Origin of the sequence: Bradyrhizobium sp. SEMIA (assembly GCF_014844175.1) — a bacterium.
GTDB classification, from domain to species: Bacteria; Pseudomonadota; Alphaproteobacteria; order Rhizobiales; family Xanthobacteraceae; genus Bradyrhizobium; species Bradyrhizobium arachidis.
Map to the genome: position 1 here is coordinate 229,489 of NZ_CP046601.1, position 25,353 is coordinate 254,841.

Here is a 25,353-nt window from a genome sequence, read left to right on the forward strand (position 1 = left end):
GGCGCGACAGCGCCGTGCCCACGTGTCTCTCATCGAGTTTCTCAGGTTGAATGGTGGGCACGCTTCGCTTTGCCCACCCTACGGCACTGTGTGCGAGGGGGCCCTTACGCCACGCTCTCCAAAAACGCCTCTTCCGCGGCATGCACCGCATCCGGCGTGCCGACATGCATCCAGACGCCATCGAGGCGCAGGCCGAACAGGCGCTCCTGCTCATTGGCACGGTCGAACATCTTGGTCAGGGAGAACTCGCCCTGCGGCGCATCGGCGAAGATCGCCGGCGACAGGATCGCAGCGCCGGCGTAGACGAACGGAACGATCTCTTTTTCCTTGCGCTTGCGCAGGGCACCGTCGGGCGTCATGCCGTAATCGCCGCGGCCGCTATAGCCGATGCTGGTCGCGGTCGGCGCCATCAGCAGCAGGATATCCATCCGCGCGGGATCGAAGTTTTCAGCAAGCCGCGCCAGGTTGGAGCGCACGCCGTCGATCCACAGCGTGTCGGAGTTGACGTGGAAGAACGGCGCATCGCCGAGCAGCGGCAGCGCCTTGACCACGCCGCCGCCGGTGCCGAGCACCTGGTCGCGCTCGTCCGAGATGGTCACGCGCGGATGTTTGCGGGATGCGGTGTGGTCGATGATCTGGTCCGGCAGATAGTGCACGTTGACCACGGCATCGGTGACGCCGGCCTGACCGAGCTTGTCGAGCACATGGTCGAGCAGCGGCTGGCCCGCCACCCGCACCAGGGGCTTTGGCATCTTATCCGTCAACGGACGCATGCGCAGGCCGAACCCTGCGGCGAGCACCATGGCTTTGGTCGGTTTGACGGACATCAATTGCTTTCTCGGATCTTCTTTCTCTGACCTGTCGATTTCGCGTTCGCAGCAATCCTAGCACGGACCGCAACCGGCCGCACCGCATCTCATCCGCCTTAACCAGCCGCCGTGACGGTTGTACGACGAGTGTTGCCCTCACGCCCCAACAGATGTGGAACGCGCCTTTTTCTTCTTGTCGCCAAGCTTCAGGAAATTGACGCCGATCTGGTCGCCATTGACCCAGGCCAGCTCGCAGCGCCGGTACGCGAGTCCGGTTGACGACAGCAGCAGGAAAAATTCTTTCAGGTGGAGTCCTTCAACCGAGCCGTCGATGGTCAGCTTGGCGCCGCTCTCGGAGACGTCCTCCATGGTGCAGTCGCGTCGCCAGGTCCCGTCGATCCCCATCATCTGGGCCGGAATCCCGCGTTCGAAAACAACCCGGCTGTTGCCGCGCTGGTCCGTCTTCACCGCCATCTGCCCTTGCTCCAGCCCCGTAATTCTCCGGCTGACTGCGGGCGATGATACCGATGCGATGGCTAACAGGCGGTAAATCAGGTTCCAGTCTGGGCTACCGGCGGCGGCACGTTGGCGAGATACCAGTCGCGCAAGGAGCTGAGCGCCGGATGCGCGAGGGAGCGCTGGAGATAGGTCCAGATCCGCGGCTGATGGCGCAGATAATGCGGCTTACCGTCGCGGCGGTTGAGCCGGGCGAAGGTGCCGAGCAGGCGCGTGTTCCGCTGCGCCGACATGATGGCGTAGAGCTCGGCAAAGCCTGCCGCGTCGAAGCCTGCATCCTCGGCGCGGCGCGCCTTGATGTAGCGCGACAGCAGCGTGAGCTCGATATTCTCGGGCACGTCGATGCGGGCATCCTGCAGCAGCGAGACCACGTCATAGGATTGCGGTCCGAGCACGGTATCCTGGAAATCGATCACACCGACGCGTTCGATGCCGGTGCGGTCCGCGAGCCAGATCAGATTGGGCGAATGATAGTCGCGGATGATCCAGGTTCTCGGCGCAGCCATCGGCTTCTTCAAAAGCTCGCGCCACATCGCGAAAAATTCGTCGCGCGTCTCCGCGCTCAGCGGCGCGTTGCGGTCGGGCAGATACCATTCCGGCATCAAGCCGATCTCGATCAGCAGCGCCTCGGCGTCGAAGACGGGAATGGCATAGGTCTGATCCGCCAGCGGCAATGTCTCCGGCAGCGTCTTGCCGTGCAGCATGGCGAGCGCGTCGGTCGCAGCCTCGTAGCGTTCGGCGATCGGTCGCGGCGGATCGCCTTCGATCACGCCTTCGCTGCCGAAATCCTCGGTGATCAGGAAGCCATGGTCGAGATCGGCATGATGGATCGCCGGCGCCGAAATTCCTTGCGCGCGCAGGGCTTCGTCGATCGCGACGAACGGCCTGACGTTCTCGGCGAGATGCACCGCGGCGCTGTAGGACTTTCCATTGTAGAGTGCCGCGCCGTCGGGCCGCTGCGGAGAATTCATGAGGATGACGATCTCGTCATCGCGCAGCAGCCGCGCATAGGAGCGGGTGGAGGCGTCACCCGCCATGCGCTTGCGGCCTGCGTCGATGTAACCTGACGCATCGAGGAATTCCCGCAGCGTCTGCAGCCGCGCAACAGTGGCGGCAGCCTTGCCATAGCCGGTGATGTCGGCCGCGCGCGCATTCGGGCCGAGCGCCGGCCGATGCGTCAGTGCGATGTCGATGCGGTCTTCCGGCATCGCCGATGGCGCACGCTCCGGCCATTCGATCAGCACCAGCGTCGCATCGGGGAGCGGCGACAGGCCGATCTCCTCGAGCTCGCTCTCGTCCTCGACGCGGTAGAGATCGGCATGCATCACTGGGAAGGGCGGCAGCTCGTAGCCCTGCACCAGCGTGAAGGTCGGGCTCGGCACTTCCAGCTCGTCGTCGCCGGCGAGATAACGGATCAGGCTGCGGGCGGCTGCGGTCTTGCCGGCACCGAGGTCACCGGTGAGCGTGATGACGTCGCCCGGGCCGACCAGCAGCGCTAGATCGGCCATCAGTTGCGCGGTGGCCGTCTCGTTCTGAAGCGCGACGGAGAATGTGGTTGGCGCGATCATTCGGCGGCGTCGCGATGCGCCGCCTGGTCGGTCGGGAAATCGCAGATCACGACCGTGCCCCGGCCGACGATCGAATCCACCCGCACCTTGCCGCCATGCAGCTCGACGAAGGAGCGCACCAGCGACAGGCCGAGTCCGGCGCCGCGGTGACGCGAGCCCTGCGAGCGGCTTTCGAACCAGTTGAACACCTTGTCCTTCATGTCGGCGGGTATTCCGGGCCCGGAATCTGTCACGGTGAAGACCACGCTGCGCTCGGTGCGCCGCGCACTGATGCCGACGGTGGAATCCTGTGGAGAAAACCCGACGGCGTTGGCGAGGAGGTTATAGAGCACCTGCACCACGCGCTTCTCGTCGCCGACGAAGCTGCCGATATCGGGCGCGATCTCGACCTTGAGGCGGATGCGGTCGGTGGCGAGCCGGTCCTGGATACCTTCCGCGGCGAGCTCGATGGTCTTGCTGACGTCGACCGGCCCGAGTTCCAGCTTCATCGCGCCGGCATCGATGGTGGCGAGATCGAGGATGTTGTTGGTGAGCGCCAGCAGCGCGTTGGTCGATTTGGTGACGTAGTCGAGATATTCGGCCTGTTTCGGCGTCAGCGGCCCGGTCGAGGGATCGCTGAGGAAATGCGCGAAGCCGATGATGGTGGTGAGCGGCGAGCGCAGCTCGTAGGAGACGTGGTGGACGAAATCCACCTTCATCTGGTCGGCGGCCTCCAGCGCCTCGTTGCGCTCGCGCAGCGCACGCTCGACGTTCTCGGTGTCGGTGATGTCCTGGAACGTCAGCATGGTGGCGCCGTCATGCAGCGGGCGGATCATGCCGTCGAGCACGCTGCCGTCCTTGCGCTCCAGCTTCAGCGGCACATCGCCGCGGTTCTCGATCGAGGTGATGGCCTCGCGGATCTGCCGCCAGACCACGGCGTCGTCGAACAGCTGGTGACACCAGCCTTCGACGGTCTGGATGTGCGGCTCGTCGCGCATGGCGTCGCTGGAGAGCTTCCACATCCGGACAAAGGCCGGGTTGAACAGCTGGGCCTTGCCATTGCTGCCGAACACCGCGACGCCCTCGGCGAGACTGTCGAGCGTCTCGCGCTGGACCCGGATCAGGCCGTCGAAGCGGCGGGCGAGGTCGAGGCTTTCGGTGACGTCGTCGAACAGGTAGGTGACGCCGCCTTCCGGATTCGGCGTCGTGACGACGGAGAGCGCGCGACCGTCCGGCAAATACCAGGTGTCATGGGTCGCCTCGACCGCGCGATAGGCCTCGTGCAGCTTGGCCTTCCAGGCGCGGAAATCCGGCTGCTCCTGCAATTTGCGCGCAGCGCGGAGCTGGTCGAGCACGCTGGAATCGTCGGGGTTGGCGTCGAGGAAGGTGCGGTCGAGGTCCCATAGCCGTCGATAGGAATCGTTGTAGAAGGCAAGGCGCCGATGGCCGTCGAACACGGCAACGCCGGAGGAGAGCTGGTCGAGCGTGCGGCGATGCGCCTCGGCCATCCGCACCAGCGCCGAGCTCAGCGCATCCGCTTCGCTGGCGTCGATCGCGACCCCGACACTGTTGCTGCCGACATTGACCGCGCGCACATCGTACATGCGCCGCTCGCCACTGACGACGATCGGCAGCCGCGAGGTGAAACTGGCGGCGTCCTTCAGTCCCCGCTCCATCGCGGTGCGGTCGGCGCTGTCGAGCAGTTCGAGCTTGCGCTCGTGGGCATCGGCGATGCTGGCGGCCTCGGTCGCACGGACATAAGCAGGGTTGGCGTAGGTCAGCGCGCCGTTCGCGGCCTTGGCCCAGATCGGCCAGGGCGCGGCGGCGGCGAAGCCGCGCAGCATCTCGGTCTCGTCCGAGAGCGCCTTGTAGCGCAGATGGGTCTCGGCCAGATCGCGCCGCAGTCCGGACAGTTCGCGAATCCTGACAATGGCCTGGCCGCCGATGGCGCGGCCGATGGCCTCGAGGGTGTGGCCATGCGCGGTGGTCAGCGTCAGCTGGAACCCGTCGCCGCGCTCGCGCAGCGCATCGACCGCATGGTCCATCTGCAGCGCAGGTTCCGGCGGCAGCCAGGTTCCGAACGCCAGCACGCGCTGCGGCGAGGAATCGCGCGGCATCACCATCGAGATGTCGCCGGTGATCTGGGCGCGGTTGTCGCCGGCGGGCCAGGAGATCATGATCTGCGGTTCGGCGAACAGCAGCGCGCCGTAGCGGTCGGCCTGGAGCTGGAGTTCGCCGATCCGCGCGAGCAGCCGCGCCTCGTTGTCCGCCGTGCGCACGCGCGTGCGCATCAACAAGATCGCGGCCATCACCGAGAAGCCGAGCAGGGCCAGCGCAGTGGCGAGCACTGCGAGTTCCTGCCGGTTGAAATCCAGCAATGTGGAGAGGGTGTCGATGAGGTCGGCGGCCTCGGCCGGCGCAGCCGGCAGCAGCGCTGCGAGAGCGCCTCCCAACAAGCTGTTGCGCGCCAACGATGTGCACGACAGCAGCGTCCGACGCATCGACACGATCACGCCTGACATAGTTGCCCCAAGACCGCACGGATTTGCGCGCAGCGACCCCCGCCGCACGCGAATCAAACGACAATACCCCCACCGCGACTCCAGCGGTAAGAGTCCAGATCGTGAACGCAAAGGCGGCCCCAAAAAAATGCGGGGCGTGAGGTTCCAGGCTCGCGTCATCCTGCGGGTGATTCGTCTGGGATTGCCGTGGGTTAGCGCGTCACGCGGATTGCCTGCCCCGATGAAGCTGCGCCGCCTTCCCCGCTTGCGGGGGAGGTTCACCCAGCTCGCGGGCTGCGTCAGCGCCCTGTCGAGCCAAAACCGCCGGCGCCGCGATCGGTCGCCGACAATGTCGCCACCGGAACCAGCGCGGCCTGCACCACGGGTGCGATCACCATCTGCGCGATGCGCTCGCCGCGCTTGATCACGAACGGCGCGGTGCCGTGATTGATCAGGATCACCTTGATCTCGCCGCGATAGTCCGCATCGATCGTGCCCGGCGAGTTCAGCACCGTGACGCCGTGCTTGGCGGCAAGGCCCGAGCGCGGCCGCACCTGGGCTTCAAAGCCGGGCGGCAATGCGATCGCAAGGCCCGTCGGCACCAGCGCATATTGGCCGGGCGCGAGCGTCAGCGGCTCGCTCTCTGGAACTGCAGCCATCAAATCGAGCCCGGCGGCCTCCGCGGTCTGATAGGCCGGCAGCGGCAGGCCCTCGGCATGGGCGAGGCGTTGCAGTTCGACCGTGACTTTCGTGCTCAAGATGCGGACTCCAGGGATTTGCCGGTCACGCTCTTTGCGACATGCGCGACCAGTTCGATGGCGACCTGTTCCTTGGTCATCACCGGCCAGGAATCAACAGCAATCTCGCCGTCCTTCTCACCATTCTTGCGGCTGATGAGGTGGACCGTATTGCGGTCGCCGCCCATCACGCCGGTTGCGGGCGAGACGTCGTTGGCGACGATCCAGTCGCAGCCCTTGCGGGCGAGCTTCGACTTGGCATTGTCGATCAGATGCTCGGTCTCGGCAGCAAAGCCGATCACCAGCGGCGGGCGCTTGTCGGTCAGTTTCGAGATCGTGGCGAGGATGTCGGGATTCTCGACCAGCTGAAGTGGCGGCATGCCGGCCGAGGTCTTCTTCAGCTTCTGCTCGCCCTCATTGGCGACGCGCCAGTCAGCCACGGCGGCCGCGAAGATCGCGATGTCGGCGGGCAGTGCGGCCTGCACCTGCTCCAGCATCTGCCGGGCGGATTCGACATGCTTGACGGTGACACCGGCGGGATCGTCGAGATCGACGGGGCCGCTGACCAGGATCACCTCGGCGCCCGCGGCCTGCGCTGCGGCGGCAATGGCAAAACCCTGCTTGCCGGAGGAGCGGTTGGCGATGTAGCGCACCGGATCGATCGGCTCATGCGTCGGACCCGCGGTGATCAGCACGCGCTTGCCGGCGAGCGGGCGCGGCACCGGCGGCCGCAGCAGCCGCTCGGCGGCGGTGGCGATCTCGAGTGGCTTCCGACATGCGGCCGACACCGGCTTCGCCCGCTTCCGCCATCTCACCGGAATTGGGTCCGATCAGCACAACGCCGTCGCGCTGCACCTGCGCGACGTTGCGCCGCGTCGCCGCGTTGTTCCACATCAGCGGGTTCATCGCCGGCGCCAGCAGAATCTTGCGGTTGGTCGCGAGCAGGATGGCGCTGGCGAGATCGTCGGCATGGCCGTTCGCCATCTTCGCGATGAGGTCCGCCGTCGCGGGCGCCACCACGATCAGATCGCAGTCGCGCGCCAGACGAATGTGGCCGGCGTCGAACTCGCTCTGGGGATCGAACAGGTCGGTATAGACGCGCTCATGCGAGAGCGCGCTCACCGCCAGCGGCGTGACGAATTGCTGCGCGGCCTTGGTCAGCACGCAGCGGACCTCGACGCGGCGTTCCTTCAGCCTGCGGATCAGGTCGAGCGATTTATAGGCCGCGATGCCGCCGCCGATGATCAGGGTGACGCTGGCCTCTGGAACGGCGCCGGTGCGCTGGGAGACAGGAGCCGGCGCATGATCCGGGGGAGCGGCCATCGGCGTCAGCGGCTCCTCGTGGCCCTGGATCAGCTCGCCCAGGATGATGCGGACCTCTTCCTCGACCGATCTGCGGTTCTTGGCCGAGCGCAGCCGCAAATAGGTTTTGACGCCCTCATCGAGCTTGCGGATGGTCAGGCTTGCCATGACGCCCCTCCAGCACGGAATGATAGCGATGCTATCATCCACGTGATTGCAGTGCAATCACAGATTCCGGACGGCGATCAGGATCCCGATGAAGGTCGCGGCGATGATCCAGAGCGCCACGGTGCGCCAACGGTTCTTGCGGCCCTCGCTGCGGCCCATGGCGGCGATGCTCTCCGGCGACAGCCGGATGCCCTCCCGCGTCATGGTCTCGAGCTGCTCGAGCACCGCGACCGAGCGCTGGGCGATGTCGGGCAGGCGCATCAGCACGCGGGCGAGGTCGCCGCCGCCGGCGAGCGCGCCCTGCACCCGGCCGATCGGACCGAGGTTACGCTCGATCCATTCGCGCACCACGGGGTCGGCGATCTTCCAGATGTCGAGCTTGGGATCAAAGGCGCGCGCCACGCCCTCGACCACCACCATGGTTTTCTGCAGCAGGATCAATTCGGGCCGCGTCGTCATGTCGAACAGGCCGGTGACCTCGAGCAGCAGCGTCAAGAGCCGCGCCATCGAGATCTCCTCGGCGGTGCGGTTGTGGATGGGCTCGCCGATGGCGCGGATCGCCTGCGCGAAATTCTCGACCGAGTGATGCGCGGGCACGTAGCCCGCCTCGAAATGCACCTCGGCGACGCGGCGATAATCGCGGGTGATGAAACCGAGCAGGATCTCGGCGAGGAAGCGCCGCTCCTTCATCCCGAGCCGGCCCATGATGCCGAAATCGACCGCGACCAGGCGGCCGGCCTCATCCAGGAACAGATTGCCCGGATGCATGTCGGCATGGAAGAAGCCGTCGCGCAGCGCGTGGCGCAGGAAGCTCTGGATCACCTTGCGGCCGAGATCGGGCAGGTCGACCTGCGCCTCTTCCAGGCGCTTGTGATCGTTCAGCGCGATGCCGTCGATCCACTCCATGGTCAGCACGTTGTGCGTGGTGCGGTCCCAGTCGACGGTCGGCACGCGGAAATCGGGATCGTCCTGCGTGTTCTCCGCCATCTCGGACAACGCGGCAGCCTCGAGCCGCAGGTCCATCTCCATCGCGACCGAGCGCGACATGGTGTTGATGACCTCGATCAGGCGCAGGCGCCGCGCCTCGGCCGAATAGGTCTCGGCCTTGTGCGCGACGAAGAAGAAGTCGGAGAGGTCGCGGCGGAAGCGCGCGGCCACGTGCGGCCTGAGCACCTTGACCGCGACAGGCTTGCAAATGCCATCGCGCAGCACCTCGCCGCGATGCACTTGCGCGATCGAGGCGGCTGCGACCGCCGGGCCGAAGCTGGCAAACACGTCCTTGAGCGGCCGCTCCAGCGACGTCGCGATGGCAGCTTCCGCCTCCGCCTGCGGAAACGGCGGCAGGCGGTCCTGGAGGCTTTCCAGGTCGCGCGCCATGTTGAAGCCGACCACGTCGGGGCGGGTCGCCAGGAACTGGCCGAGCTTGAGATAGGCCGGGCCCATCCGCGTCAGTGCGCGCGAGATCCGCGGGCCCTGCTTGACGCCGCGCCGCTCGACGATGCGCGCAAGCTTCAGCGCAAGCTGGCCGGGCGGCGGCACCAGGCTGGGATCGACCGAGCCGAACACGCCCTCGCGCGCAAATACGAACGCGGCGCGGATCAGGCGCGCAATGTGGGTAAAGGCAGAGATCACAAACGCCAGCCCGAATGCAGAGCGACGATGCCGCCGGACAATGTCTGCCAGCTGACGCGGGCGAAGCCGGCGTCGCGGATCATGTCGGCGAAGGCGTTGGGCTTGGGAAACTTACGGATCGATTCGACCAGATATTGATAGGACTCGGCATCGCCGGTGACCATGCGGCCGAGCGGCGGGATCACCTTGAACGAGAACAGGTCGTAGATCCGGTCGAGCCCGGGCACCTCGACGGTGGAGAATTCCAGGCACAGGAAACGGCTGCCGGGCCTCAGCACGCGATAGGCCTCGCGCAGCGCAAGGTCGATCCGCGGCACGTTGCGAATGCCGAAAGCGATCGTATATGCATCGAAGCTGCGGTCGGCGAAGGCGAGCGCCTCGGCATTGCCCTCGACGAAATCGACCTGGGTATCGAGATGTTGCTTGGCGGCGCGCTCACGGCCGACGTCGAGCATCCCGGAATTGATGTCGCAGACAGTGGCATGGAAGCCCGGGCCCGCCGCCTTGGCGGCGCGGAACGAGATGTCACCGGTGCCGCCGGCCACGTCGAGCAGCGCGAACGGCCGGTCGCCCTTGGGTGGGTTGAGGGTGTTGATCATGATGTCCTTCCAGACCCGGTGCAGGCCACCGGACATCAAATCGTTCATCAAATCATAGCGCGACGCCACGCTGTGAAACACATCGTTCACCAGCGTCTGCTTGTCCCCCAGGGGAACGTCCCTGAAGCCAAAATGCGTGGTTTCGCCCGGCCGATCCATTACTCTACTCCACGAGGCGGACCATAGCCTGCCCGCCGCAATGGCGCTATCACACCGCCCTCATAAGGTGAATGCCTGACCATGCCTGAATTGCCCGAAGTCGAGACCGTCCGCCGCGGCCTTCAGCCCGTCATGGAAGGCGCAAAAATCCTCAAGGCGGAGGCCCGCCGGCCTGATCTGCGCTTTCCGTTCCAGCCGGACTTCGTGGCCCGGCTCAAGGGGCAGGTCGTCACGGGCCTCGGCCGCCGCGCAAAATATCTCATGGCCGATCTCGCCTCCGGCGACGTGCTGCTGATGCATCTGGGCATGTCGGGCTCGTTTCGCGTCGTCAAGCCGGACAACGAGGCGGCCCCCGGCGAGTTTCACTATCCCAGGGGCAAGGATTCCACGCACGACCACGTGCTGTTTCGGATGTCCTCCGGCGCCGACATCGTCTTCAACGACCCGCGCCGCTTCGGTTACATGAAAGTGATCGCACGCAACGCGCTCGACGATGAGCCGCTGCTGCGCGGGCTCGGCCCCGAGCCGCTCGGCAACGAATTCGACGCCGCGATGCTGGCGCGGTCCTGCGCAGGCAAGACCACGAGCCTCAAGGCGGCGCTGCTCGACCAGCGCGTGGTCGCGGGTCTCGGCAACATCTATGTCTGTGAAGCGCTGCACCGCTCGCATCTGTCGCCGCGCCGGATCGCCGCGACGCTCGCGACCAAGGGCCGCAAGGGCGCTGGCGGCGGCGAGCCGACCGATCACGCGAAGCGGCTCGTCAGCGCGATTCACACCGTGCTGAACGACGCCATCAAGGCCGGCGGATCGTCGCTGCGCGATCACCGCCAGACCTCGGGCGAACTCGGTTACTTCCAGCACTCCTTCAAGGTCTATGACCGCGAGGGCGAGAAATGCACGACGCCCGGCTGCGGCGGCACGGTCAAGCGTTTCACCCAGAATGGCCGGTCGACCTTCTGGTGTCCGAAGTGCCAGAAGTAGCAGGCCATGCAGACGCCGCAGCTCGAGACCGAACGCTTGATCCTGCGTCCGCTGGCGCTATCCGACGCGCCTGCGATCCAGCGCCATTTCGACAATTGGAATATCATCCGGCATCTCGCTGCCGTCGTGCCCTGGCCGTATCCGGCTGATGGTGCGGAGACCTTCGTCAGGATGCAGCTCGACAAGATTTCAGCCGGCGAGGAGATCAATCATTGGGTGCTGGTGCTGAAGGGCCGCGATAGCGAGGCGATCGGCAACATTCATTTCCGTCCCCGTGCCGACGGCGCCAAAGGCAATCGAGGCTTCTGGCTGGCTGAACCCTACTGGGGCCGCGGCCTGATGACGGAGGCCATCACCGCGGTGAACGATTTTGCATTCCTCACGCTCGGCCTCGATCATTTCTACGTCTGCAACGCTGCCACCAACGAGGCCTCGCGCCGGGTCAAGCAGAAGACCGGCGCGGAGTTTGTCGGCTTCATCGAGCTCGCCCATCACGGCGGGCAGACGAAGTCGGAGAAATGGATCGTGCGGCGGGAGGCTTGGCTGAGTGGCAGGTCCGTGACGCCAGTGGCGAAGCCAGGCGAGATTTGACGCAGTCTAAGTCGTTGTTCGCCGAACGGCGGTTTTGCCCGAGCAGTCAAATATCTACGCCCCGTCACCGAGATGATTCGGTCGAATGCGGTTCTACTGTGCATGGGGTTGTTTTCGACAAAAACCGCGAAGCGAAGCAATCCGGCCGGGCTGGTGGCCGAATTGCTTCGTCGCTTGGGCCTTTCACCGGATAGCGAGGAGCCCGCCTGTCGCCCGAGCGATCGCCCCGCTCAGGACGCCAGTGTCGTGGTCTCGTCTGCCGCAAGCCCGGCGGCGACGTGCAACACGCCGTTCGCGGCCAAGATGACCTGGTCGATGAGGACGTTGGTCGTGGCCTCGAGCTCGAGCCGGTTCTCGATCCAGCGCCAGAGGCCGCGGATCTCGTCCGCCGACTTGCCGTTCGGCGCGAACTCGCTGACGGCGAGGCCCGAGGCGAGCGAATCCTGGTGGTCGTTGCGCATCACGATCAGGGGACGCGCGAGCACCTCAGCGAGATCGAGCGCGGCCTCCTCGGCGAGCGCGACCGCGGCATTGTCGATGCGCTGGCCGCGGATCGGGGTCTGGTTCAGCACGAAGCTGTAGGGCCGCTTCCAGGCGCGCGCGACGCTCAGCGTCGAGACGGTCGCCTCGATGTCGGCGACGGTCGGGCGGGACGGGATCAGGCAGAGGTCGGAATGGCGGATCGCGGCGGTGGTCACGGCGGACAGGCCGGCCGCGGTGTCGACGATCGCGACTTGGAGGCCGCTGTCGGCCAGCATCTTCAGGCGCGGCTCGTAATCGGCGGCGTGATAGATCGGCTCGACGACGACATCGTCGGTGTTGCGGCGACGCAGCCAGTTGGACAGCGTGCCCTGTGGGTCGGTCTCGATCAGGCGGACGGTGAAGCCGGCCTGCTTGGCTGCCAGCGCGAGGCCGATGGCGAGCGTGCTCTTGCCACTGCCGCCCTTTTGGGTGGCCAGTACGATCGTATGCATGGAAAGTTCAATCCTTTGGAATGCCTGGGTCTTTGGGGTAACGCCACACGCGAACGTGCATCGCTTCTCGATGCTGAGCTCTTCTCGCTCAGGACGTGCCCTGCCCGATCCAAAGGGGACCGCGGATGTCCGAATCAACGGGTACGATGATGGCAGAATCGGGAATGCCAGCCAATCCGTACCATCACTGGACCCGTCGTTGTGCGCGTGATGTGCTGGCCGCCGTGAACAAGAAGGCAGGCGGCATGGGCGGAAATTGGCGCGACCGGACGGCAACTACCTTTGAATGCCAGAAGATGCCGGCGGTTTCGAGCCGCGGCATGGTGGTGAGCAACCACCCGCTGGCCTCCAGTGCCGGCGCCGAGATGCTGGCGGCCGGCGGCAACGCTATCGATGCCGCGATCGCGACCCTGTTCACCCTGACCGTGGTCGAGCCGATGATGGTCGGCATCATCGGCGGCGGTATGGCGCATATCCGTCTCTCCGACGGCAGCCACCGCTTCATCGACGGCCAGAGCACCGTGCCGGCCGCGGTGCGCGACACCACCTACACCTCCAAACCGGGCTCGGCGCACGACGTTTTCGACACTGTCGGCAACGAGAACCTCAACGGCCCGAAGGCGGTCGCAGTGCCGGGCTCGCTGAAGGCCTGGTGCGAGACGCTGCAAAGGTTCGGCACCATGCCGCTCGCCGATGTCATGCAGCCGGCGATCAAGCATGCCGCGCGCGGCTATGCGGCGACGCCTTATCTGCACGAATGCATCAGCGAGAGCGCCGCCGAGATGCGCAAGGACAAGCCGATCGCGGCGATCTACCTGCCTGATGGCGAGCCGCTGAAGGTCGGCGAGCGGGTGGTGCAGGCCGAATATGCCGAGACCTTGCGATATATCGCCGATCACGGCGAGAAGGCGCTGTACGAAGGGCCGCTCGGCGACATTCTCGTCGACTACATGGAGACGACCGGCGGCTTCATCCGCCGCAACGACCTCAGCAATTACAAGACCGTCGAGCGGCAGCCGATCCGCGCCGACTATCGCGGCTGGGCCATCCTTGGCCCGCCGCCGCCAGCGGCCTCCGGCGTGCATATCACGCAGATGCTGAACATTTTGGAGGGTTACGACATAGGCGGTCTCGGCTTCGGCACGCCCGAGACCATCCACTATCTCGCCGAAGTGCTGAAGATCGCCTTCGCCGACCGCGCCGCGGCCAGCGGCGATCCTGACTATGTCGGCGTGCCCGTGGAGAAGCTGACCTCGAAGGCCTATGCCGAGGAGCGCCGTCGCGCCATCGATCCGGCACGGGCGCAGGCCTGGGGCGCCGGCGTGTCGCAGCTCGAAGGCGCGCATACCACGCATATGACGGCGGCGGATGCCTTCGGCAACGTGGTCGCGACCACGCAGACCATCAACAATCTGTTCGGTGCCAAGATCATGATCCCGGGCCTGGGCGCCATCGCCAACAACTACATGAACCTGTTTGATCCGCGTCCGGGCCATGCGCTGTCGGTCGCGCCAGGCAAGCGCGTGACCACCTCGATGTCACCGATGATGGCCTTGCGTGACGGCAAGCTGCGCTATGCGCTCGGCCTGCCCGGCGGGAAGCGCATCTTCCCGAGCGCGATGCAGGCGCTGGTCAACCTGATCGACCACGACATGAGCCTGCAGGAAGCCGTCGAGGCGCCGCGGGTCTGGACTGAGGGCAATGCGCTGGAGGTCGAGCAGACCGTGCCGGATAGCGTGCGTCTAGGGCTCGCCGCGCTCGGCCACGAGGTGCAACCCGTCGCAACCGTCGCCGGCGGCATGAACGGCATCGCCTTCCATGACGACGGCACCATGACGGGCGCCGCCTGCTGGCGCGCCGACGGCACGCCGATCGGGATTTCGGGTGGGCTCGCGAAGAGCGGGATCCGGTTCAGACTGGGCTAGCCAACACCCGGAAGGTCGGCTCCCTCTCCCGCAAGCGGGAGAGGTGAAGACGCGACATCGCGTTTCGCTACCGCATCACGAACGGATTGGCCGGCACGTCCGTCGCGGTCGAGATCCAGACGCTCTTGGTTTCCTGATACTCGCGCACTGCGTCGATGCCGCTTTCGCGGCCGACGCCGGAGTGCTTCATGCCGCCGAATGGCATCATGTAGCTGATGGCGCGATAGGTGTTCACCCACACTGTTCCGGCGCGCAGCTGCTTTGGCACGCGGATGGCGCGCGCGAGGTCGCGGGTCCAGATGCCTGCCGCAAGACCGTAGATCGTGTCATTGGCGATGCGGATGGCGTCTTCCTCGGTGTCGAAGGCGATGATCGAGAGCACCGGGCCGAACACCTCCTCGCGCGCGATCCGCATCGTATTGTCGACATCGGTAAAGATCGTCGGCTCGACGAACTGGCCGCCGATGATGCCTTCGCCCTTAGCCGGCTTGCCGCCGAGCAGGCAGCGCGCCCCTTCGGCCTTGGCGATATCGATATAGTCGAGGATCTTCTTGTACTGCGCGGGCGTCGTGACGGGGCCGATGTTGGTGTCAGCCTGCATTGGATTGCCGATCTTGGCCGAGCGCGCGAGCTCCAGCAGGCGGTCCACGAACTTGTCCTTGATCGAGCGTTGCACGAGCAGGCGCGATCCGGCGATGCAGGTCTGGCCAGTCGCGGCAAAAATGCCGGAGACGGCACCGGCGGCTGCCGCGGCGAGATCGGCATCCTCGAACACGATGTTGGGCGACTTGCCGCCGAGCTCGAGCGACACGCGCTTTAGGCTGCGTGCGGCGGTCTCGTAAACCCGCGCGCCTGTCGTGTCCGAGCCGGTAAAGGTGATCTTGGCGACGCCGGGATGCGAGATCAGCTCGCTGCCGATCTCGGGGCCGAAACCCGTGACGACGTTGAAGATGCCGTCGGGAATACCGGCTTCCTTCGTCAGCGCCGCAAATTCCAGCGTGCTGGCCGAGGTGAATTCCGACGGCTTGACGACGACGGCGCAGCCGGCGGCGAGTGCTGCGGCGCATTTCCACGCGACAAAGAGCAGCGGTGAGTTCCAGGCGGTCAGCGCCGCGACGACGCCGACAGGCTCATGCGTCGTGTAGGCGAAGGTGTCGGCCTTGTCGATCGGCACGAGGCCGCCTTCCAGCTTGTCGACCAGTCCGCCAAAGTACCACCACCATTCCGGATGGTAGCGAAGCTGGCCCAGCATCTCCGCCATCAGCTTGCCGTTGTCACGCACCTCGATCTCGGCAAGACGTTCCGCGTTTGCAGCAACGAGGTCGCCAAGCTTGCGCATGACCTTGCCACGCGCGGAGGCCGTCATTTTCGCCCATGGGCCGCGCCACATCGCCTCATTGGCCGCCTTCACGGCCTTGTCGGCGTCGGCAGCCGATCCGCGGGGAATTTTTGCCCAGGGCTTGCCCTGATAAGGATCAACCGTGTCGAACCACTCGCCATTGGCTGGGTCGACATATTGGCCGTTGATGTAGAGCTGATAGGTCTTCATGAAATCCTCCCGACCGGGCGCATTATGATTGCGGCTGAAGGGGAGGCTATCACGGCTACCATGACTTCGTTGCGGCGGAGCCACTCACAAAAGTTGCGGCTGGTCTGCGCTTGTCGCGCCAGCCTACTTCCGTACGCAGATCACGCGCACGACGGCGGCTTTTGCGTCGGTCGACGTGCCGTTCGCGGTGACGGCGTTCGCTTTCAGGAAATCGCGCACCGTCTCTGCGGAGACCATCACCGCCTGCGACGCCGGCACCGCCGTCGCGGGTCCCGCGACCATTGCCGGCTTCAACAGCGCAATGCCGGCGAATTTGCCGTCGCCGTCGACGGCCGGGCCACCCGAAAACCCGACCGCAGGCGGCGGTGACAATGCGGAATCGCTCGATGTGACCGGCGCCAGCGCGCCCTTGACGGTCGATATGTTGGCCGCGCCGCCCTGGCTTTGGGGATCGGCGATGCCAATGATATCGACACTCGTCTTCATCCCGCCTCCGGCGAGGCTGAGCGGCTTCAGGCCGCGCGCGCCGTAGATGTGCAGCAGCGCGAGATCGTGCTCCTTGTCCTCGGCGAGGCGGTCGGCGCTGCCATAGCCGCCGATCGTGATCGCGAGGCAGCTATCGGTGACGAGGCGATCCGCGATAATCGCGCCGTCGTCGCTGACGACGATGCCAGTGCCGTATTCGACGGTCTTGCGCGGCGGCGGACCGGCCTGCGGTCCTGACGGGAATGCATTGAACGCACTCGACATCGCGATCACGACGGGCTCGACAGTGTTCTCGGTGGCCTGGTCGTAGAGGATCGTCATGATGCGGACCTCGTCACCCTTGAAGGTGCCGCGGACGTAAAACTTCTTCAGGCCCTGGAGCCCCGACAGCACGAAGAAGTCGGGCTTCACCACGGTGTAGTCGACCTTGCGGCCGGCCGGCTCCTTCTTCTCGGCGTCCGCGAGCTTCGCGGTCGTCGGGTTTGCCTCCTTGCGGCGGCTCAGCAGCACCTGCACGGTTCCGGTCGGCGAGGTCCATTTCGAGCCGTTGGCGTCGGTCACCTGCTGCGGCACCAGCTTTGCGGGAATGCCGAGCCGCGCGCCGCTGGTCATCTCCGTCACGATCTTCCAGCCGACGCTCTCCTGCTTCCGCCGCGCGGTGTCGGCGAGCGCGGCGCGCTCCTGCGGGTTGAGCACGCCGGTCAGCTTGCCGCCCTTGAGCTTCTGGTATTCCTTGATGGCCTCGACCATCCGCGTGCTGACATCGCCAGTGATGGCGCCGTTATACTGGCCGACCCAGGCAAGATCAGACTGGAGCGACAGCCGCTCGCCCTGCGTCATGCCGTCCGCCGTTTCCGACGGCGTCTGGAGGGCGGGCGGCTTGATCGGAACGGTCTGGACGACCTTCGGCTTGGTGCCGGGGACCTGTGGCGTCGTCATCTGGGCGTTCGCAGCCGCGGCAGACGCCAACATCAGTGTTGCCGCAAGCATCGATCTCATGACAAATCCAGCCAGCCCATTGAACGCCATGCCATTGAAGCACATCTCGTTGGTCGCGAACAATGTTGGGGTGGTTCGGGCCTGCAATAAGGGCCAAACCCTCATCCTGTGGAGCCGTTGGCGCCTCCGCACCATGAGGGTTGAGAGGAACGAAGGATGCTGAGCCCGGACGAACTCGAACGCTATGCCCGCCACATCGTGCTGCGCGATGTCGGCGGTCCCGGCCAGGCTGCGCTGAAAAAGGCTTCCGTGCTGGTGATCGGCGCCGGCGGGCTCGGCGCGCCCGCTTTGATGTATCTGGCCGCAGCCGGCGTCGGCACGCTCGGCGTGGTCGACGACGACGTGGTCTCGCTGTCCAATCTCCAGCGTCAGGTGATCCACACCACGCCCGATATCGGCCGCCACAAGGTCGAGAGTGCGGCGGAGCGGATCGCCGCGCTCAATCCGCATGTGCGCTTCGTCGGACACGCCACCTGGCTCAACGCGGATAACGCACTCAGCCTGATCGGCGACTACGATCTCGTGCTCGACGGCTCCGACAATTTCTCGACGCGCTATCTGGTCTCCGACGCCTGCTTCTTCGCGAAGCGGCCGCTGATCACGGCGGCGCTCGGCACTTTCGACGGCTCGCTCACCACCATCCGCGCGCATGAGAGGAACGAGCAGGGCGAATTCAACCCAACCTATCGCTGCCTGTTTCCGGAAGCGCCGCCGCCCGGCACGGTGCCGGCCTGTGCGGAAGCCGGCGTCATGGGCGCGCTTGCAGGCGTGCTGGGCTCGATGATGGCGCTGGAGGCGATCCGCGAGATTGTCGGCTTCGGCGACGGCCTCATCGGCCGCCTCCTGATGATCGATGCGCGCGCGATGCGCTTTGAGACGCTGCGGTACGGACGTGATCCCGCCAATCCGCTCAATGGCGACGGGCCTGTGATCACCGATCTCAGCGCCCATCGCACCTGAGTGCTGGCGCTACCTCGTCGCCGGCTTCTCGCTGTCGAGATGCGCCATCTGCTCGGCCGCGTAACGTGTGCCGGCGGCAACGTTCGGCGGAAATGCCTTGGCCAGCGCCGCGAGATGAGCCGGCGTCAGCGTCACCTTCGTCGCGCCGAGCGCTTCGCTGAGGCGATTGCGGGTGCGGGCGCCGATCAGCGGCACGATCTCCTTGCCTTGCGCCGCCACCCAGGCGATCGCGATCTGCGCCGGCGTGGCGCCGATCTCGGTCGCGATGGCGCGCAACTGCTCCACCAGCGCGAGATTGGCGTCGAGGTTGGATCCCTGGAAGCGCGGCGTCATCAGCCGGTAGTCGCGGCCGGCTTTCCCGGAATCCTTCGTCCAATGGCCGCTGATCAGGCCGCGCGCGAGCACGCCGTAGGCGGTGACGGCGATGCCGAGCTCGCGGCAGGTTTTCAAAATATCGCGTTCGATCCCGCGCTCGATCAGCGAATATTCGATCTGGAGATCGGCGATCGGATGCACGGCATGCGCGCGGCGGATCGTGTCGGAGCCGACCTCGGACAGGCCGATATGCCTGACATAGCCGGCCCTCACGAGGTCGGCGATGCCGCCGATGGTCTCCTCGATCGGCACGTTGGGATCGAGCCGGGCCGGGCGATAGACGTCGACGTAGTCGGTGCCGAGGCGCTGCAGCGAGTAAGCGAGAAAGTTCCTGGTCGCGGCCGGCCTCGTATCCATTCCGGCGAATTCGCCGGCGGGTCCGCGCAGCGCGCCGTACTTCACGCTGATCTGCACCTTTTCGCGCGACACTTCCTCGAGTGCGTCCCGCATCAGCATCTCGTTGTGACCCATGGCGTAGAAGTCGCCGGTATCCAGCAGCGTGATGCCGGCATCGAGCGCCGCATGCACCGTGGCGATGGCCTCGCCGCGGTCGGCGGGGCCGTAGACTTCCGACATGCCCATGCAGCCGAGCCCGAGGGCAGAAACAATGGGGCCGGTTGAACCGAGTTTGCGCTGTTCCATGATGGCTCTCCTCGAAAGGGCGGCTGATCGCGCCGCGTGACGAGGCGAGATATGCGCCGGCGCGATTGCGCCGATAAGCTGGACAATACGGAACGACTTGTTCACATTGGCGAACAATGGCCGATCTCGACCTTCGCGATCTCGATGTCTTCCTGGCGGTTGCCCGCACCCGCAATTTCCGGCGTGCGGCGGTCGAAATGCGCGCGTCGGTATCGAGCCTTAGCCAGCGGCTGCGGGACCTCGAGGAGCGCCTCGGCGTCCGCCTGATGAACCGGACCACCCGCAGCGTCGCGCTAACCGAAGCCGGCGAGCTGCTGCTGTCGCGCGTCGCCCCGGCGCTGCGCGATGTCGGCGACGCCCTGGATCAAGTGCGGGGCCTGCGCGAGGTCGCCTCGGGCCGGCTGCGCATCAACGCACCGCCGCCGGCGGTCGACCTCGTGCTGGCGCCCGATGGTCGGCCCATTCCTCGCCGCGCATCCGCAGGTCGACCTCGACATCGTCTCGGAAAGCGGCTTCGTCGACATCGTGAGCGGGGGCTATGACGCCGGCGTGCGCTACGGCGAGCATCTTGCGCAGGACATGGTCGCGATTCCGCTGAGCGGTCCGCAGAGTTACGTCGTCGTGGCGTCACCCGATTACATCGCGCGTCGCGGTAGGCCGCTTCATCCGAAGGACCTGCTCGATCACGATTGCATCCGCGCCCGCTACTCGAGCGGGGTCATGCATGATCTGGAGTTCGAGAAGGCGGGCCAGATCGTGAAGGTCGATCCGCCGGCAAAACTGATCTCGACGAATATGAATCTTGCGATGCGCGCTGCGCTTGATGGTGCCGGTATCTGGGCGACGCTCGATGGCTATGTCGGCGACGCCGTGAAGTCCGGCGCGCTGGTCAGCCTGATGGAAGATTGGTGCGAGCCGTTTCCGGGCCCGTTCCTGTATTATCCGAGCCGACGACAGACGCCACCTGCGCTGCGCGCTTTCATCGATTTCGTCGCGGATTGGCGCAAGCGCGAAGGGCGCAGACAGTAGACCCTCATGATGAGGAGACGCGAAACGCCGTCTCGAACCATGCAGGCCCGCGCTGATGCAGCTCGGCCTTTCATCCTTCGAGACGCCGCTTCGCTGGCTCCTCAGGATGAGGGCATACAGCTTGGCACGCAGTAAAGTTGACTCAGAGCATGCTCGGCAGCACGCGATCCGGCGGCTTGTGGGCGTCGAGGAAGGTGCGGATGTTGATGATCACCTTCTCGCCCATCTCGACGCGGCCCTCGATCGTGGCCGAGCCCATATGCGGCAGCAGCGTCACCTTGCCGGCCTTGGCGAGCCGCACCAGCTTGGGATTCACCGCGGGCTCGTGCTCGTAGACGTCGAGGCCGGCGCCGCCGATCTCGCCGCCTTCGATCAGCTTGATCAGCGTGTCCTCGTCGGTGACCTCGCCGCGCGCGGTGTTGACGATGTAGGCGTCCTTGCGGATCAGCTTCAGCCGCCGCGCCGAGAGCAAATGATAGGTCGCCGGCGTGTGCGGACAATTCACCGAGATGATGTCCATCCGCGCCAGCATCTGGTCGAGGCTTTCCCAATAGGTCGCGCCAAGCTCCTCGGCGATCTTCGGCGCGACGGGACGGCGGTTGTGATAGTGGATCTGAAGGCCGAAGGCGCGGGCGCGGCGCGCCACCGCCTGGCCAATGCGGCCCATGCCGATGATGCCGAGACGCTTGCCGCCGATGCGGTGGCCGAGCATCCAGGTCGGCGACCAGCCCGGCCACGGCTTTCCTTCGGTCAGGATCGAGGCGCCTTCGATCATCCGGCGCGGCACCGCCAGGATCAGCGCCATGGTCATGTCGGCGGTGTCCTCGGTCAAAACCTTCGGCGTGTTGGTGACGGTGATGCCGCGGGCATGCGCGGCCTCGACGTCGATATTGTCGACGCCGTTGCCGAAATTGGCGATCAGGCGGAGCTTGCAGTCCGGCTGGTTGACGATGTCGGCGGTGATGTGGTCGGTGACGGTCGGAACCAGCACGTCGGCGGTGCGCGCGGCTTCCGCGAGCTGCTCGGCCGACATCGGCGTGTCCTCGAGATTGATCCGCGCGTCGAACAGCTCGCGCATCCGCGTCTCGATCGAGTCCGGCAGCTTGCGCGTCACCACGACGAGGGGCTTTTTCTTCACCGACATATCCTGCCCTCATGAGGCGCTGGGGGCCGCCTCTGTCACCAAAGGCCGGCCGTTCAGGCCTCATTAACCCGGTTGTTCGACACTGCCCTTGCCGTGTCGTCCCCGGCGTTTCCTTCAAGCTCTCCCGACATTTCCGGCCGGAAAATCGGGGCAAACTGGTTGTTCAAGTGCCCGTCCTCTCTAGCAGAAGGCCGGGCCAAGACAAGAACCACGGGTCAGCTTCGGGAACACCCGCGTGGGGCGGGCGGGGTGCACGGCAGAGTTTGGAATTTGGGTGAGGACCTGGCCTGGCCGGGTCTTCGACAGGAGACGGGTTTGATGGCGTTGGGGCGTTTTTGTTCGGTGATGGCGCTCGTTTGCACCTGGTTGGGCGCCTCGGTCGGTCCCTCGCATTCGGCCAAGGACAGTACGCCGCAGACCGCCAGCGGGCTGCCCGTGCCGCGCTATGTCAGCCTCAAGTCCGACCACGTCAATGTCCGCGCCGGTCCGACCAAGGACAACGACGTCGCCTGGGTCTATACCCGCGCCGGCCTGCCGGTCGAAATCACCGCCGAGTTCGAAAACTGGCGCCGGGTGCGCGATTCCGAGGGCGCCGAGGGCTGGGTCTATCACTCACTGCTGTCGGGCCGCCGCACTGCGGTCGTCACCATGAAGCACAAGGACGATTTGGCGCCGATCTATGACCGCGCCGATCCCGACAGCGCGGTTGCAGCAAAGCTCCAGGCCGGCGTCGTCACGCAGGTGAAAAAGTGCGTCGCAAGCTGGTGCCGCGTCACCGGCAACGGTTTTGACGGCTGGATCCAGCAGGAACGCCTCTGGGGCGTCTATTCGGACGAGCAGGTGAATTGACGCAAAGGGTCATCCCGGGATGGCGCAAGGCGCCAGACCCGGGATCTCGGGATCCTCAGGTGCGCAAGCGCGCACCGTAGTTCGGTGCTTCGCACCGCCCCGGAATGACGGCGTGAAACGACAATGGCCGGGACAAGCCAGGCCATGACGATCTCAATCCGATCTTGGGACGATCTCAGCGCTTCTTGCGCAGCCGCACGACCATGTCGATGCGGGAGATCTCGTAACCCTCCGGCACCTCCGGCATCTTGGACAGCGCCAGATGCGGATCCTCGATGTCGACCAGCTCATGGCTGTTCTCGAGGTAATAATGGTGGTGGGTGGTGACGTTGGTGTCGAAATAGGTCTTGGTGCCGTCGACGCTGACCTGGCGGAGCAGGCCGGCATCGGTGAGCTGGTTCAGCGTGTTGTAGACGGTCGCCAGCGACACCGGAACCTTCGCGAGGGTTGCTTCCTCGTAGAGCATTTCAGCCGTAAGGTGGCGCGCGCCCTTGCCGAACAGCAGCCAGCCGAGCGCCATGCGCTGGCGCGTCGGGCGAAGGCCGGCCGACTGAAGCATTTCGTTGACGTCATGCCACGGGCAGCCGGTCAGCGCAGGCTGGCGGCCGGACAGAAGGGCCGCCGTGTGGGCATCGTCGTCGTGATGATGCGGTGTATTCTCGCTCATTTCCAGATTTCGGCACGCATTGACACTATCTATCTGCAATATATGGACAGATAGATGCAGATGCAAGTTTCTCGCAACTAGAGAGGTTCTAATTAACCTTGGAACTGGGCGAGGACCCCCGTCATTTTACCTTCATGACAGCGCTTTGCCACCGAAAAGGCCTGTGTTAGAGAGCGCGCGGTTCCGCTGGCCGATTTTGGCGCGGCCAGGCAGGCAAGCCCGGCCAGCAGCCCATCCGGGCGGCCTTGCGGGAACGGCGCCCGACGGTGGCAGTTGGCGTTGCTCTCCGATCGCGACGGGGCCCATTTTCGCCAAAAAACGCCGCTCAATCGGGATTAGAACAGAGGCTCGTGCATGCTGAACAAGCGCAACGGTTACGAATACGAAGATCTGCTGGCATGTGCCCGTGGCGAGATGTTCGGTCCGGGCAATGCCCAGCTGCCGCTGCCGCCGATGCTGATGTTCGACCGCATCACGGAAATTACCGAGACTGGCGGAGAGTTCGGCAAGGGCCTGGTCCGCGCCGAGCTCGATGTGAAGCCGGATCTCTGGTTCTTCGGCTGCCACTTCAAGAACGATCCGGTGATGCCGGGTTGCCTCGGCCTCGATGCGCTGTGGCAAATGGTCGGCTTCTATCTGGGCTGGGTCGGCGGCGAAGGTCGTGGCCGTGCTCTTGGCCTCAGCGAATTGAAGTTCGGCGGCCAGGTGCTGCCCGAGGCCCGCAAGGTTGTGTACAACGTCGACATGAAGCGCGTGATGCGTTCAAAGCTGGTGCTCGGTATCGCCGACGGGTGGCTTTCGGTCGATGACCAGATTATTTATCGCGCCAAGGATCTGAAGGTTGGCCTGTTCAAGCAGGGCACGAGCCTGGGCTGAGCGCATTAGCAAGAAGACAACGATTAAGGCGAGGCTGTCATGAGGCGGGTTGTGGTCACCGGGATGGGCATCGTCTCGTCCATCGGAAACAACACCCAGGAAGTGCTTGCGAGCCTTCACGAGGCGAAGTCGGGCATTTCGCGGGCTGAAAAATATGCCGAGCTCGGCTTCCGGTCGCAGGTCGCGGGTGCGCCGACGCTCGATCCTTCGACGGTGGTCGACCGGCGTGCAATGCGTTTCCTCGGCCAGGGCGCGGCGTGGAATCACGTCGCGATGGAGCAGGCGATCCAGGACTCCGGCCTGTCGCTTGAGGAAGTCTCCAACATCCGCACCGGCATCATCATGGGCTCCGGCGGCCCGTCGGCGCGCACCATCGTCGAATCCGCCGACATCACCCGCACCAAGGGCCCGAAGCGCGTCGGTCCGTTTGCAGTGCCGAAGGCGATGTCGTCCACGGCCTCCGCGACGCTTGCGACCTGGTTCAAGATCAAGGGCGTGAACTACTCGATCTCCTCGGCCTGCGCGACCTCGAACCATTGCGTCGGCAACGCCTATGAGACGATCCAGATCGGCAAGCAGGACGTCATCTTCGCCGGCGGCTGCGAGGAGCTCGACTGGTCGCTCTCGGTGCTGTTCGACGCCATGGGCGCGATGTCCTCGAAGTACAACGACACGCCCGCCACCGCCTCGCGGCCCTACGACCTCAACCGCGACGGTTTTGTCATTGCCGGCGGCGCGGGAGTCCTCGTCCTGGAAGAGCTCGAGCATGCCAAGGCGCGCGGCGCGCGCATTTATGGCGAGGTCGTCGGCTATGGCGCGACCTCTGACGGTTACGACATGGTCGCGCCGTCGGGTGAAGGCGCCGAGCGCTGCATGCGCATGGCGATGTCGACGGTGAAGACCAAGGTCGACTATATCAACCCGCACGCGACCTCGACCCCGGCCGGCGATCCGCCGGAGATCGACGCGCTCCGTCGCGTGTTCGGCGCCGGCGAGAAATGCCCACCGATCTCGGCGACCAAGGCGCTGACCGGCCACTCGCTCGGTGCGACCGGCGTGCAGGAAGCGATCTACTCGCTGCTGATGATGAACAACGGCTTCATCTGCGAGAGCGCGCACATCCAGGAGCTCGATCCGGTGTTCGCTGACATGCCGATCGTGCGCAAGCGCATCGACAATGCCAAGATCGGCACCGTACTGTCGAACTCCTTCGGCTTCGGCGGCACCAACGCCACGCTGGTGTTCAGCCGGCTGGATGTGTGAGGCCTTGCGTACGCACTGGTAGTTTTTCGTCATGGCCGGGCTCGTCCCGGCCATCCACGTCTTTGTTACCGGT

At 65.4% G+C, this 25,353-nt stretch carries 20 protein-coding genes and 2 pseudogenes; 8 read left to right on the forward strand and 14 right to left on the reverse strand.

Annotation, left to right across the window (positions count from 1 at the left end):
• Positions 1 to 104: 104 nt before the first annotated feature.
• From FOM02_RS01165 to ubiE, 8 genes and pseudogenes are all read right to left on the reverse strand, one after another.
• The gene (locus FOM02_RS01165) at positions 105 to 827 is read right to left on the reverse strand and encodes a nucleotidyltransferase family protein (protein ID WP_027563886.1); all 723 of its coding nucleotides are present in this window, start codon (positions 825 to 827) and stop codon (positions 105 to 107) included.
• Positions 828 to 965: 138 nt separating this feature from the next.
• Entirely contained in the window at positions 966 to 1,283 is a 318-nt protein-coding gene (locus FOM02_RS01170; protein WP_027563887.1) for a PilZ domain-containing protein, read from the reverse strand.
• A gap of 77 nt (positions 1,284 to 1,360) precedes the next feature.
• Complete coding sequence (gene tsaE / locus FOM02_RS01175) at positions 1,361 to 2,893, reverse strand: tRNA (adenosine(37)-N6)-threonylcarbamoyltransferase complex ATPase subunit type 1 TsaE (protein WP_027563888.1); 1,533 nt, start codon at positions 2,891 to 2,893, stop codon at positions 1,361 to 1,363.
• The gene (locus FOM02_RS01180; protein ID WP_027563889.1) at positions 2,890 to 5,394 is read right to left on the reverse strand and encodes a sensor histidine kinase; all 2,505 of its coding nucleotides are present in this window, start codon (positions 5,392 to 5,394) and stop codon (positions 2,890 to 2,892) included. Before FOM02_RS01180 ends, tsaE begins: the two co-directional genes overlap by 4 nt.
• 278 nt (positions 5,395 to 5,672) lie before the next feature.
• Complete coding sequence (dut, locus tag FOM02_RS01185; protein WP_027563890.1) at positions 5,673 to 6,131, reverse strand: dUTP diphosphatase; 459 nt, start codon at positions 6,129 to 6,131, stop codon at positions 5,673 to 5,675.
• Positions 6,128 to 7,580, reverse strand: a pseudogene (gene coaBC / locus FOM02_RS01190) (bifunctional phosphopantothenoylcysteine decarboxylase/phosphopantothenate--cysteine ligase CoaBC). Before coaBC ends, dut begins: the two are co-directional and overlap by 4 nt.
• A gap of 57 nt (positions 7,581 to 7,637) precedes the next feature.
• A complete protein-coding gene (ubiB, locus tag FOM02_RS01195; RefSeq protein WP_027563892.1) occupies positions 7,638 to 9,212 on the reverse strand; it encodes a 2-polyprenylphenol 6-hydroxylase in 1,575 nt (524 codons plus the stop codon).
• Positions 9,209 to 9,970: a bifunctional demethylmenaquinone methyltransferase/2-methoxy-6-polyprenyl-1,4-benzoquinol methylase UbiE gene (gene ubiE / locus FOM02_RS01200; protein ID WP_027563893.1), complete on the reverse strand. Its 762-nt coding sequence runs from the start codon at positions 9,968 to 9,970 to the stop codon at positions 9,209 to 9,211. The genes ubiB and ubiE overlap by 4 nt, the downstream gene beginning before the upstream one ends.
• Positions 9,971 to 10,051: 81 nt before the next feature.
• Between ubiE and mutM the strand changes: the two genes are divergently transcribed.
• Together mutM and FOM02_RS01210 are read left to right on the forward strand one after the other, a co-directional pair.
• Entirely contained in the window at positions 10,052 to 10,951 is a 900-nt protein-coding gene (gene mutM, locus FOM02_RS01205) for a bifunctional DNA-formamidopyrimidine glycosylase/DNA-(apurinic or apyrimidinic site) lyase (protein ID WP_027563894.1), read from the forward strand.
• A 6-nt stretch (positions 10,952 to 10,957) separates the two neighbouring features.
• Positions 10,958 to 11,542, forward strand: a complete 585-nt coding sequence (locus FOM02_RS01210; RefSeq protein WP_027563895.1) for a GNAT family N-acetyltransferase — start codon at positions 10,958 to 10,960, stop codon at positions 11,540 to 11,542.
• A gap of 230 nt (positions 11,543 to 11,772) precedes the next feature.
• On the opposite strand, the gene FOM02_RS01215 is transcribed toward FOM02_RS01210, so the two are convergent.
• Positions 11,773 to 12,516 (reverse strand): ParA family protein, encoded by a 744-nt coding sequence (locus FOM02_RS01215; protein ID WP_027563896.1) that lies wholly within the window; start codon positions 12,514 to 12,516, stop codon positions 11,773 to 11,775.
• A 245-nt stretch (positions 12,517 to 12,761) separates the two neighbouring features.
• On the opposite strand from FOM02_RS01215, the gene ggt reads away from it, so the two are divergent.
• On the forward strand, positions 12,762 to 14,441 hold the full coding sequence (gene ggt / locus FOM02_RS01220; protein WP_027563897.1) for a gamma-glutamyltransferase: 1,680 nt from the start codon (positions 12,762 to 12,764) through the stop codon (positions 14,439 to 14,441).
• 67 nt (positions 14,442 to 14,508) lie between these two features.
• Here ggt and FOM02_RS01225 read toward each other — a convergent pair whose 3' ends face one another.
• Entirely contained in the window at positions 14,509 to 15,990 is a 1,482-nt protein-coding gene (locus tag FOM02_RS01225) for an aldehyde dehydrogenase (RefSeq protein WP_027563898.1), read from the reverse strand.
• 123 nt (positions 15,991 to 16,113) lie between these two features.
• Positions 16,114 to 17,475 carry a serine protease gene (locus FOM02_RS01230; protein ID WP_027563899.1) on the reverse strand — a complete coding sequence of 454 codons (1,362 nt, stop codon included), beginning with the start codon at positions 17,473 to 17,475 and terminating at the stop codon, positions 16,114 to 16,116.
• A gap of 156 nt (positions 17,476 to 17,631) precedes the next feature.
• Here FOM02_RS01230 and FOM02_RS01235 point away from each other — a divergent pair, with 156 nt between their 5' ends.
• Complete coding sequence (locus tag FOM02_RS01235) at positions 17,632 to 18,435, forward strand: HesA/MoeB/ThiF family protein (RefSeq protein ID WP_027563900.1); 804 nt, start codon at positions 17,632 to 17,634, stop codon at positions 18,433 to 18,435.
• Positions 18,436 to 18,444: 9 nt separating this feature from the next.
• Here FOM02_RS01235 and FOM02_RS01240 read toward each other — a convergent pair whose 3' ends face one another.
• Complete coding sequence (locus FOM02_RS01240; protein ID WP_027563901.1) at positions 18,445 to 19,452, reverse strand: aldo/keto reductase; 1,008 nt, start codon at positions 19,450 to 19,452, stop codon at positions 18,445 to 18,447.
• A gap of 116 nt (positions 19,453 to 19,568) precedes the next feature.
• On the opposite strand from FOM02_RS01240, the pseudogene FOM02_RS01245 reads away from it, so the two are divergent.
• Positions 19,569 to 20,481, forward strand: a pseudogene (locus FOM02_RS01245) (LysR family transcriptional regulator).
• Positions 20,482 to 20,623: 142 nt separating this feature from the next.
• Here the strand turns inward: FOM02_RS01245 and FOM02_RS01250 are convergent.
• The gene (locus tag FOM02_RS01250; RefSeq protein WP_027563903.1) at positions 20,624 to 21,625 is read right to left on the reverse strand and encodes a 2-hydroxyacid dehydrogenase; all 1,002 of its coding nucleotides are present in this window, start codon (positions 21,623 to 21,625) and stop codon (positions 20,624 to 20,626) included.
• 318 nt (positions 21,626 to 21,943) lie between these two features.
• Between FOM02_RS01250 and FOM02_RS01255 the strand changes: the two genes are divergently transcribed.
• Complete coding sequence (locus FOM02_RS01255) at positions 21,944 to 22,474, forward strand: SH3 domain-containing protein (RefSeq protein ID WP_027563904.1); 531 nt, start codon at positions 21,944 to 21,946, stop codon at positions 22,472 to 22,474.
• Positions 22,475 to 22,649: 175 nt separating this feature from the next.
• On the opposite strand, the gene irrA is transcribed toward FOM02_RS01255, so the two are convergent.
• Positions 22,650 to 23,141 carry an iron response transcriptional regulator IrrA gene (irrA, locus tag FOM02_RS01260; RefSeq protein WP_027563905.1) on the reverse strand — a complete coding sequence of 164 codons (492 nt, stop codon included), beginning with the start codon at positions 23,139 to 23,141 and terminating at the stop codon, positions 22,650 to 22,652.
• A 354-nt stretch (positions 23,142 to 23,495) separates the two neighbouring features.
• Here irrA and fabA point away from each other — a divergent pair, with 354 nt between their 5' ends.
• Positions 23,496 to 24,017: a bifunctional 3-hydroxydecanoyl-ACP dehydratase/trans-2-decenoyl-ACP isomerase gene (gene fabA, locus FOM02_RS01265; RefSeq protein ID WP_027563906.1), complete on the forward strand. Its 522-nt coding sequence runs from the start codon at positions 23,496 to 23,498 to the stop codon at positions 24,015 to 24,017.
• Positions 24,018 to 24,056: 39 nt separating this feature from the next.
• On the forward strand, positions 24,057 to 25,280 hold the full coding sequence (gene fabB / locus FOM02_RS01270) for a beta-ketoacyl-ACP synthase I (RefSeq protein WP_027563907.1): 1,224 nt from the start codon (positions 24,057 to 24,059) through the stop codon (positions 25,278 to 25,280).
• Positions 25,281 to 25,353 lie beyond the last annotated feature (73 nt).

What these genes read in the sequence shown, in the direction of transcription:
- FOM02_RS01165 (WP_027563886.1), bottom strand. Translation starts at nt 827, where the DNA reads ATGTCCGTCAAACCGACCAAAGCCATGGTGCTCGCCGCAGGGTTCGGC.
- FOM02_RS01170 (WP_027563887.1), bottom strand. Translation starts at nt 1,283, where the DNA reads ATGGCGGTGAAGACGGACCAGCGCGGCAACAGCCGGGTTGTTTTCGAA.
- tsaE (WP_027563888.1), bottom strand. Translation starts at nt 2,893, where the DNA reads ATGATCGCGCCAACCACATTCTCCGTCGCGCTTCAGAACGAGACGGCC.
- FOM02_RS01180 (WP_027563889.1), bottom strand. Translation starts at nt 5,394, where the DNA reads ATGTCAGGCGTGATCGTGTCGATGCGTCGGACGCTGCTGTCGTGCACA.
- ubiE (WP_027563893.1), bottom strand. Translation starts at nt 9,970, where the DNA reads ATGGATCGGCCGGGCGAAACCACGCATTTTGGCTTCAGGGACGTTCCC.
- mutM (WP_027563894.1), top strand. Translation starts at nt 10,052, where the DNA reads ATGCCTGAATTGCCCGAAGTCGAGACCGTCCGCCGCGGCCTTCAGCCC.
- FOM02_RS01210 (WP_027563895.1), top strand. Translation starts at nt 10,958, where the DNA reads ATGCAGACGCCGCAGCTCGAGACCGAACGCTTGATCCTGCGTCCGCTG.
- FOM02_RS01215 (WP_027563896.1), bottom strand. Translation starts at nt 12,516, where the DNA reads ATGCATACGATCGTACTGGCCACCCAAAAGGGCGGCAGTGGCAAGAGC.
- ggt (WP_027563897.1), top strand. Translation starts at nt 12,762, where the DNA reads ATGGGCGGAAATTGGCGCGACCGGACGGCAACTACCTTTGAATGCCAG.
- FOM02_RS01225 (WP_027563898.1), bottom strand. Translation starts at nt 15,990, where the DNA reads ATGAAGACCTATCAGCTCTACATCAACGGCCAATATGTCGACCCAGCC.
- FOM02_RS01230 (WP_027563899.1), bottom strand. Translation starts at nt 17,475, where the DNA reads ATGAGATCGATGCTTGCGGCAACACTGATGTTGGCGTCTGCCGCGGCT.
- FOM02_RS01235 (WP_027563900.1), top strand. Translation starts at nt 17,632, where the DNA reads ATGCTGAGCCCGGACGAACTCGAACGCTATGCCCGCCACATCGTGCTG.
- FOM02_RS01240 (WP_027563901.1), bottom strand. Translation starts at nt 19,452, where the DNA reads ATGGAACAGCGCAAACTCGGTTCAACCGGCCCCATTGTTTCTGCCCTC.
- FOM02_RS01250 (WP_027563903.1), bottom strand. Translation starts at nt 21,625, where the DNA reads ATGTCGGTGAAGAAAAAGCCCCTCGTCGTGGTGACGCGCAAGCTGCCG.
- FOM02_RS01255 (WP_027563904.1), top strand. Translation starts at nt 21,944, where the DNA reads ATGGCGTTGGGGCGTTTTTGTTCGGTGATGGCGCTCGTTTGCACCTGG.
- irrA (WP_027563905.1), bottom strand. Translation starts at nt 23,141, where the DNA reads ATGAGCGAGAATACACCGCATCATCACGACGACGATGCCCACACGGCG.
- fabA (WP_027563906.1), top strand. Translation starts at nt 23,496, where the DNA reads ATGCTGAACAAGCGCAACGGTTACGAATACGAAGATCTGCTGGCATGT.
- fabB (WP_027563907.1), top strand. Translation starts at nt 24,057, where the DNA reads ATGAGGCGGGTTGTGGTCACCGGGATGGGCATCGTCTCGTCCATCGGA.